The sequence below is a fragment of the Roseomonas sp. TAS13 genome, from assembly GCF_001950415.1.
Taxonomy (GTDB): domain Bacteria; phylum Pseudomonadota; class Alphaproteobacteria; order Acetobacterales; family Acetobacteraceae; genus Roseomonas; species Roseomonas mucosa.
Window position 1 is genome coordinate 1 of record NZ_BDLP01000232.1, and the last position, 6,969, is coordinate 6,969.

7 protein-coding genes and 1 pseudogene are annotated in these 6,969 nt (G+C 73.0%); 2 read left to right on the top strand and 6 right to left on the bottom strand.

Features of this window, described 5'->3' with window-relative positions:
- The 6 genes from ROTAS13_RS16385 to ROTAS13_RS16410 all read right to left on the bottom strand — a co-directional run.
- A partial coding sequence (locus ROTAS13_RS16385) for a carbonic anhydrase (RefSeq protein ID WP_216348667.1) occupies positions 1–796 on the bottom strand: 796 nt, incomplete at its 3' end.
- 139 nt (positions 797–935) lie between these two features.
- Positions 936–1,325 carry a VOC family protein gene (locus tag ROTAS13_RS16390; RefSeq protein WP_019461520.1) on the bottom strand — a complete coding sequence of 130 codons (390 nt, stop codon included), beginning with the start codon at positions 1,323–1,325 and terminating at the stop codon, positions 936–938.
- A 79-nt stretch (positions 1,326–1,404) separates the two neighbouring features.
- Positions 1,405–1,764, bottom strand: coding sequence for a hypothetical protein (locus ROTAS13_RS16395; protein ID WP_075822872.1), 360 nt, complete (start codon positions 1,762–1,764; stop codon positions 1,405–1,407).
- A 24-nt stretch (positions 1,765–1,788) separates the two neighbouring features.
- Positions 1,789–2,436 carry a membrane integrity-associated transporter subunit PqiC gene (locus tag ROTAS13_RS16400; RefSeq protein ID WP_075822873.1) on the bottom strand — a complete coding sequence of 216 codons (648 nt, stop codon included), beginning with the start codon at positions 2,434–2,436 and terminating at the stop codon, positions 1,789–1,791.
- Between the two features lie 12 nt (positions 2,437–2,448).
- Entirely contained in the window at positions 2,449–4,179 is a 1,731-nt protein-coding gene (locus ROTAS13_RS16405) for an intermembrane transport protein PqiB (RefSeq protein WP_226946056.1), read from the bottom strand.
- Positions 4,176–5,657, bottom strand: a complete 1,482-nt coding sequence (locus tag ROTAS13_RS16410) for a paraquat-inducible protein A (RefSeq protein WP_171979118.1) — start codon at positions 5,655–5,657, stop codon at positions 4,176–4,178. Before ROTAS13_RS16410 ends, ROTAS13_RS16405 begins: the two co-directional genes overlap by 4 nt.
- A 408-nt stretch (positions 5,658–6,065) precedes the next feature.
- Between ROTAS13_RS16410 and ROTAS13_RS16415 the strand changes: the two genes are divergently transcribed.
- Both ROTAS13_RS16415 and ROTAS13_RS16420 read left to right on the top strand, forming a co-directional pair.
- Positions 6,066–6,716, top strand: coding sequence for a tetratricopeptide repeat protein (locus ROTAS13_RS16415; RefSeq protein WP_026033266.1), 651 nt, complete (start codon positions 6,066–6,068; stop codon positions 6,714–6,716).
- Positions 6,717–6,721: 5 nt separating this feature from the next.
- Positions 6,722–6,969: pseudogene (locus ROTAS13_RS16420) on the top strand (dehydrogenase); the annotation flags it as partial.

A 6,969-nucleotide genomic window follows, 5' to 3' on the forward strand; every position in this document is an offset into this window, starting at 1 on the left:
GCTGAAGCCGGGGCCGGGCCTCCGCGCGGAGGCCCGGCCCCGCCTGCCTCAGATCTCCTCGAACCACTCCACATCGCCATCGGCGAGGCGGTAATAGGCCGCCACCACCCGCAGCCGGCCCTTGGGCCACGGCCTGCTGCACCACCACGCTCTGCATCTTCAGGCGCTTCGCGACGCGGCGCGCGTTCTCGTGGACCGCGGCATTCAGCGTCATCTCGCCCTTCTCGTCGCGCGCCGCCAGCACGGCGGGGATGATGGGCTGCACCATCTCGCCGATCACGCCGGGGAAGCTGGCGTTCTTCCGCACCACGTCGATCGCGGCGGAGACGGCGCCGCAGCTCTCGTGGCCGAGCACGACCACGAGCGGGCAGCCCAGCACGCCGACGCCGTACTCGACGCTGCCCATGGCCGCCGTGTCCACGGTGTTGCCGGCGTTGCGCACGATGAAGATCTCGCCCAGCCCGCGGTTGAACAGCAGTTCCGGCGGCACGCGGCTGTCGGAGCAGCCGACCAGGATGCAGAACGGCGCCTGGCCATGCGCCAGCTCCAGCCGCCGCTCGCGGCCCAGCAGGCCGCGATGGGGCAGGCCGGCGACGAAATCGTCGTTGCCCTTCTTCATCGTCTCCAGCGCCTGGTCGGCGGTGAGGCTGGTCTTGGGCACTGCCTCCGCCGCCATGGCACGCCGGGTGGGTGCGGTCATGGGCAGCGCCGCCAGCGCGCCGAGACCGGCGAGCATGGCCCGGCGGCCGGGCTGGAAGTGGCGGCCCGGTTCGCAGCAGGAGCAGGTTGGCGGCATGTATGGCCCCTCCAGAATTTCTCGGATGGGCCGGAAACAGGCGGGAAGGCCCCGGCACGAATCCGGCCGGCGCCCGGATAGCACGCGCAGGTTGTATTACGCCATTGAAATGGTATCTGCCCTGGATGCCGGGCGGGAATCAGGCCGCCGCACGCTCCAGCAGCTCGATCCGCAGCTTCTCCGGCCCTTCCAGGAAGGCAATCTTCAGCCCCGGGCGCGGCGAATGCGGCTCCACCACGAAGCGGGCACCCCTGGCCCGCAGCGCGGCGGCGGTGGCCTCCAGGTCCTTCACCCGCAGGCCGAGGTGCTCCAGCCCGAGGAAGGGGGGCTCCGGCGGCGCGGCGGTGGTGGGCGGGACCTGCTCGATGAAGAGCGGCAGCCCGGCGAGGTCGAGCATCACGCGGAGCGCGCCGTTGCCCTGTGCCGCCCGCCCGGTTTCGGTGGCGCCGAACATCTCGCGGAAGTAGCGCGCCGTGGCCTCGGGGTCAGGGCTGCGCAGGTGCAGGTGGTCCCAGGTAAAATCCGTCATGGTCTGTTCCTCGTGATTTCCGGCATTGGAACCCGGGACGGCGGCCGTGGCCAGGGGAGGGGCCGCAAAAGGACCGCTTTCAGAGGCTCTGCAACGGCCAGGGTTCGGGTGGCTGGGCCGGAACGGGCGGCGCGTCGCCCAGCGGGCGCTGCGGCGGCATGCCGGGCGGCGGGCCGTTCCAGCAATCCACCGAGCCCAGGGAGCGCGTGCAGACCGCCTCCACCGGCGGCAGCGGATCGCGCCGGCAATAGCGTTTCTCCCCCGCGTCCAGATGGGCGATCGAGCAGTCCTTGCCCGTGACGGCCGAGACGAAGAGGTCCGGCACAGCCCGTCCGGTCGTGGTCAGCGACGCCACGTTGGCCGCGGCGAAGGGCCCCCAGAAGGCATCGCAGCCGGCCAGGGGAAGGATCAGCATGGGGAGCAGCAGGAGCGGGCGCACGCCGCCATCCTGCCCCGGCGGGAATTAACGGGCGGTGGATGCCACCACCGGCATGGCGGCGATCATGCCGGCCAGCGCATCCGCGAGCTGGCCCAGAGCCTGGTCCATCGCGGCCACCACGCCGGCCGCATCCGGCCCCTTTGCCCCGGACCCCGGCGCGGCGGGCGGCACGCGGAAGCGCAGCGTCCGGCTTTCGGCGGCATCCTGGTTGCGGGGGCGCACCGCCGCCTGGGCGAGGAGCTCCACCACACCGTCCGGCCCGGCCTCGAAGCGCTGGATCTGCACCTCGGCCAGGATGTTCGCCGGGATTCGCAGCGCGCCGCCCTCCGCCGCCACCGAATCCCCCGGCAGGCGCAGCGCCAGGTCCTCGGCCAGCACGCGCGTCACCATGTCGCCGAAGGGTTCGGGCCAGCTCTCCACATCGGCCACGTCCAGGCGCCCGCCTCCCCGCGCCCGGACGAGGCCGGGGCGGTCGAGATAGCCGGGGATGCCGACGCGGCGGAGCTGCACCTGCCTTCCCCTTCCCGGCAGGGAGGGGCCGGGCTGGGCAGACAGGCGGTAATAGGCCGGGCTGGGCGAGGCGCAGCCCGCAAGCGCGGCGGTGGCCGCCATGGCGGGCAGCAGGGCGGGCAGCAGGGCGCCGAGGCGGCGGCGGGCGAGGGGCTGGGACATGCGGCGCCGCTCCTATCGCTCGGTGGCGGCGCCGGCCCGGCCGCGGATCAGCGCCTCCGGATGCCGGTTCAGGAAATCGGCCAGCAGGCGCACGGAACGGGCGGTGTCGGTGAGCTGGGACATCAGGCGCTCCATCTCGCGGTTCACCTCGGAATCGCCGCCATAGCCGCGCTCGATGGAACGGACGGCGGTGTTGGCGCGGGCCACGGTCTGGTCGAGGTTGTCGGCGATGGCGGGCAGGCGGCGCAGCAGCGGGGTCATGCCGCTGTCCGCCTTGCGGATCAGGTCGCGCGCCGAGCCCAGGCTGCTGCTGAGCGCGTTGAGCGCGTTGCGAAGCTCCGGCCCGCCCACCACCCCGTTCACCGAGGCCAGGGTGCCGTTCAGGTTCTTGCCGATCTCCTCGATCGGGAAGCGGTCGAGCTTGCCGGCGATGCTGCTGACCGCCGCCATGATGTTGTCGGTGCCGCCGCCGATGCTGGGCAGCACGATCTCCTCGCCCTCCATGCGCACGGAGGCAGGCGCCGCATCCGGCATGAAGTCCATGGAGACCAGGAGCTGTCCGGTGAGCAGGCTGCCGCTGGTGAGCTGCGCGCGAAGGCCCTTGGCCACCATCTCCTCGGCCATCGCGCGCACCTCGCGCTTCGGGCGTCCGGCGGGGAAGGAGATCCGCTCCGGCTCGATGGCGATATGGACGGGCACGCGGAAGCGGTCCTCCGCCTGGTCGTATTCCAGATTGACGTCGAGGACGCTGCCGATCCGGACGCCGCGCAGCAGCACCGGCGCGCCGGGCGAGAGGCCGCGCAGCGATCCGTCGAAATAGATCAGGAAGGTGAGGCGGTTCTCCGAGGTCGCGGCGATCGCAGCCTCCAGGTCGCTGTAGAGGGTGAAGCTCTCGTCGTCCGGCGCCGACGGCTGGTCGCGCAGTTGCGGCGGGGTGTCGAAGGCGATGCCGCCGGCGAGCAGCGCGCGGGCGCTTTCCAGCTCCACCCGCACGCCCTCCGCACCCAGGCGGAAGCTGACGCCGGAGGCGTTCCAGAAGCGCGAGCCCCTGCGCACATACTCGCTGTAAGGCGCCCGCACGAAGACGTGCAGGGTGAAGCTGCCATCGATCTCGGGTGGGTTGTAGCTGAGCACCTGCCCGACCTCGACATCGCGGAAGAAGACCGGCGAGCCCCGGTCGATCGAGCCCAGGCGCTGCGCGCGCAGGACGAAGTCGCGGCCCGGCTCGTCGGAACGGCGGCCGGGCGGGTTCTCCAGCCCGGTGAAGCGGCGCTGCTCCGCGCCCGGCTCGCCCGGGTCGAACTCGATGTAGCTGCCGGACACGATGGTCTCCAGGCCGGAGACGCTGGCGCCGCTGAAGCGCGGTCGCACCACCCAGAAGCGGCTGTGCTCGTTGATATGGCCGCCGACCATCCGGTCCATGCGGATGCGGGTCTCGACGCGCCGGAGGTCGCCGGTGAGATGGATGCTCTCCACCGTGCCGACCTGCACGGACTTGTAGCGCACCGGCGTCTGCCCGGCGGTCAGCCCGTCGGCATTGCCGAAGCTGACGGTGATCAGCGGCCCGCGGTCGGAGAAGGTGCGCCAGCCGAGATAGCCGGTGACCAGCGCCGCCACGATGGGGATCAGCCAGATCATGGAGAAGCGGCGGTGCCGGACCCGGGCCTCGCGCGCATCGTCGGGGCGCTGGCCGGGGATCGGCTCGCGCGACATGCCGTCGGCCGGGGGTTCTGTTCCGCTCATGCGGCTCCGTGCTGGCTGGCGGCCCCGGCGGGACCGGCGGAAGGGTGTCCGGCCCGCATGGGGCCATCCGGGGAAGAGGCGTCCGCGCCGGCCTCGCCGCGCCAGCGGCGGGGCGCGTCGGGGTCCTGGGCCGGGGAGCCGGCGGCATCCCACATCAGGCGCGGGTCGAAGCATTCGGCCGCCACCATGGTCACCACCACGACCCCGGCGAAGCAGGCGGCGCCGACCTGGGCGGTGATCTCGGCCAGCATGCCGAAGCGCACCAGGGCGATCAGCACGCAGACCACGAAGACGTCGATCATCGACCAGCGCCCGATCGCCTCCACCACGCGGTAGAGCTGGGTGCGGCGCAGCAGGTGGCGGGCGGAGCGGCGCCGGATGCTGGTGAGCATGACCATCAGCCCGACCAGCTTGAGCATCGGCACCGCCACGCTGGCCAGGAAGACGATGAGCGCGAGGGGCCAGAAGCCCGTTTCGACGAACTCGATGACCCCACCCAGGATAGTGTGCGGACCACCCTGGCCCAGGGTCACGATCCGCATCACCGGATAGTAGTTGGCCGGCAGGTAGAGGATGAAGGCGGCGGCTATCAGGGCCCAGCTCCGGCTCACGCTGTCGGGCTTGCGCCGGTGCAGCCGGCTGCCGCAGCGCGGGCAGGGCGCACCGGGGCGCGCGTGGTCCAGGCGGTGGCAGCGGTGGCAGGCGATCGGAGCGGACGCGCCGGTGGCCGTTCCGGGGGCGGGCGCCGCCACGGCCTCGGCCCGGAAGGCGCGGGACGGGGCGGAGGCCGCCCCAGGGGCCGCCCCAGGGGCCGCCACGACCGCGGGCTCCGGCCCGGCGTCTCCCCGTCGCAGGGTGCCGGGATCGGCGACGAGGCCGCGTTCCTCCAGCCGGTCCCAGACCACCTGCGGCTCCAGCGAAGCGTTGCGCGCCACCAGCACCAGGGACAGCGCGGCGATGCCATAGGCGGAAGGGCCGATCTCCACATGCGCGAGGTCCACCAGCCTCGTGTAGGAGACCAGGGCGCCGAACAGGAAGACCTCCACCATCATCCAGGGGTCGAGCGCCATGTACCAGCGGAACAGCCGGTGCAGCCCCGGCGGCGGCGCCCGCATGTGCAGGCCCAGGATCACGGTGGGCAGCAGCACGAGCTGCAGCCCGGGCACCACCACCAGCACCAGGAAGACCAGCCCCGACAACCCCCAGAACCCGTCCTGGGCAAAGGAGAAGACCCCCGAATCCACGAGGCTCACCCGCTCCCGCCCCAGCAGGTTCAGGCCCAGGAAGGGCATGGTGAGGATCATCGCGTAGAGGACGATGCCGGCCAGGGACAGGGCCATCGGGGCGGAGAAGGCGTTCACCCGGTGACGCCGCAGCACCCGGGCGCAGCGGGAGCAGCGGGCCTCCATCCCGGGGCCGAGGGCGGGCAGGCACAGGTGCAGCCCGCAATCCGGGCATTCGTGGAGGCGTGCGGTCATCCGCGGGCCGCGCGGTCGATGGAGCCATCGGGTGCCTGCCATGCGGAGCGCGGGATGGCCCCGGCGCATGCTGTGCGGGTTGGCAGGGCCAGGGGTGGATCTTCCGGTTGCATGGGCGAGTGCCGATCCGGGTAGCCTCCTCCCCCCGGCCTGTCCAGCATCGCGGTGCCTCACCTTCCGAAGAGGTGCCGGGCCTCCGCCGGACGCGGGCCGGCGCGGGCGGCCAGGGATCGGTGCCGCCAGGGCTGCCGGTGGAGGCCGCCAGGACGGGCCGCCGGAGTGCGCGGAGGGCGGCCGGAAGAATGGCCGGAGGAAGGGCGCGTCGGGCCGGGCGTGGAGGCCGGGCTTAACGGGCGGGGGGATGGAGGGTATATGGACCGCCGCCTTTGCCTGGGGGACGGGACCGCCTTGTCCGATATCTTCGACGAACTTCAGGAGGAAGTGCGCGCCGAGCGCATGCGCCGCCTTGCCCTGCGCTGGGGCAGCGCCCTGGGAGTCGTGGCCCTGGTGGCGGCGCTGGGGGCCGGCGGCTGGCAGGGCTGGCGCTGGTACCAGTCGCGCCAGTCCGAGCAGGCCGCCGCGCTGTTCCTGGAGACCAGCCGTGCCGCCGAGCAGCCGGGCGCCGATCCCGCCGCCCTCGGCGACCGCTTCGCCCAGATCGCCTCCGCGGCGCCCGACGGATACCGCACCCTGGCACGGCTGCGGGCCGCCGCGCTGAAGGCCGAGGCCGGGGACCGTGCCGCCGCCCTGGCGCTCTGGGACGCCGTGGCGCAGGACCCGAAGGCCGGGGAGGTCTATCGCGAGCTTGCCTCGCTGATGTGGGTGATGCACGGCCTCGACTCCGAGGACCCGGGCGCCCTGGCCAGCCGGGTCGCGCCGCTGTCCGGCGCCACGAAGCCCTGGCGCTACTCGGCGCAGGAAATGCAGGGGCTGGTGGCGCTGCGTCAGGGGCAGAAGGACGAGGCGCGCAAGACCCTCCAGGCGCTGGCCGCGGACGAGACGGCGCCGCAGGGCCTGCGCGACCGCGCGGCACGGCTGGCGGCCGGACTAGAGGGATGACACGCATGACGATCACGCGGCGCGCCGCCCTGCTCGCGGCGACCGGCATGCTGGCCGGCTGCGACACGCTGGACGACATCTTCGCCAGCCGGAAGGACATCCTGCCGGGCGAGCGGCGTTCGGTGCTGGAGATGGAGAAGCCCGTCTCGGTGGACGAAGGCCTGGCCGCGCGGCCGGTGGACCTGCCGCCCCCGGCGCCCATCGCCGACTGGCCGCAGGCCGGCGGGACGCTGGACCATTCCCCCGGCCATGC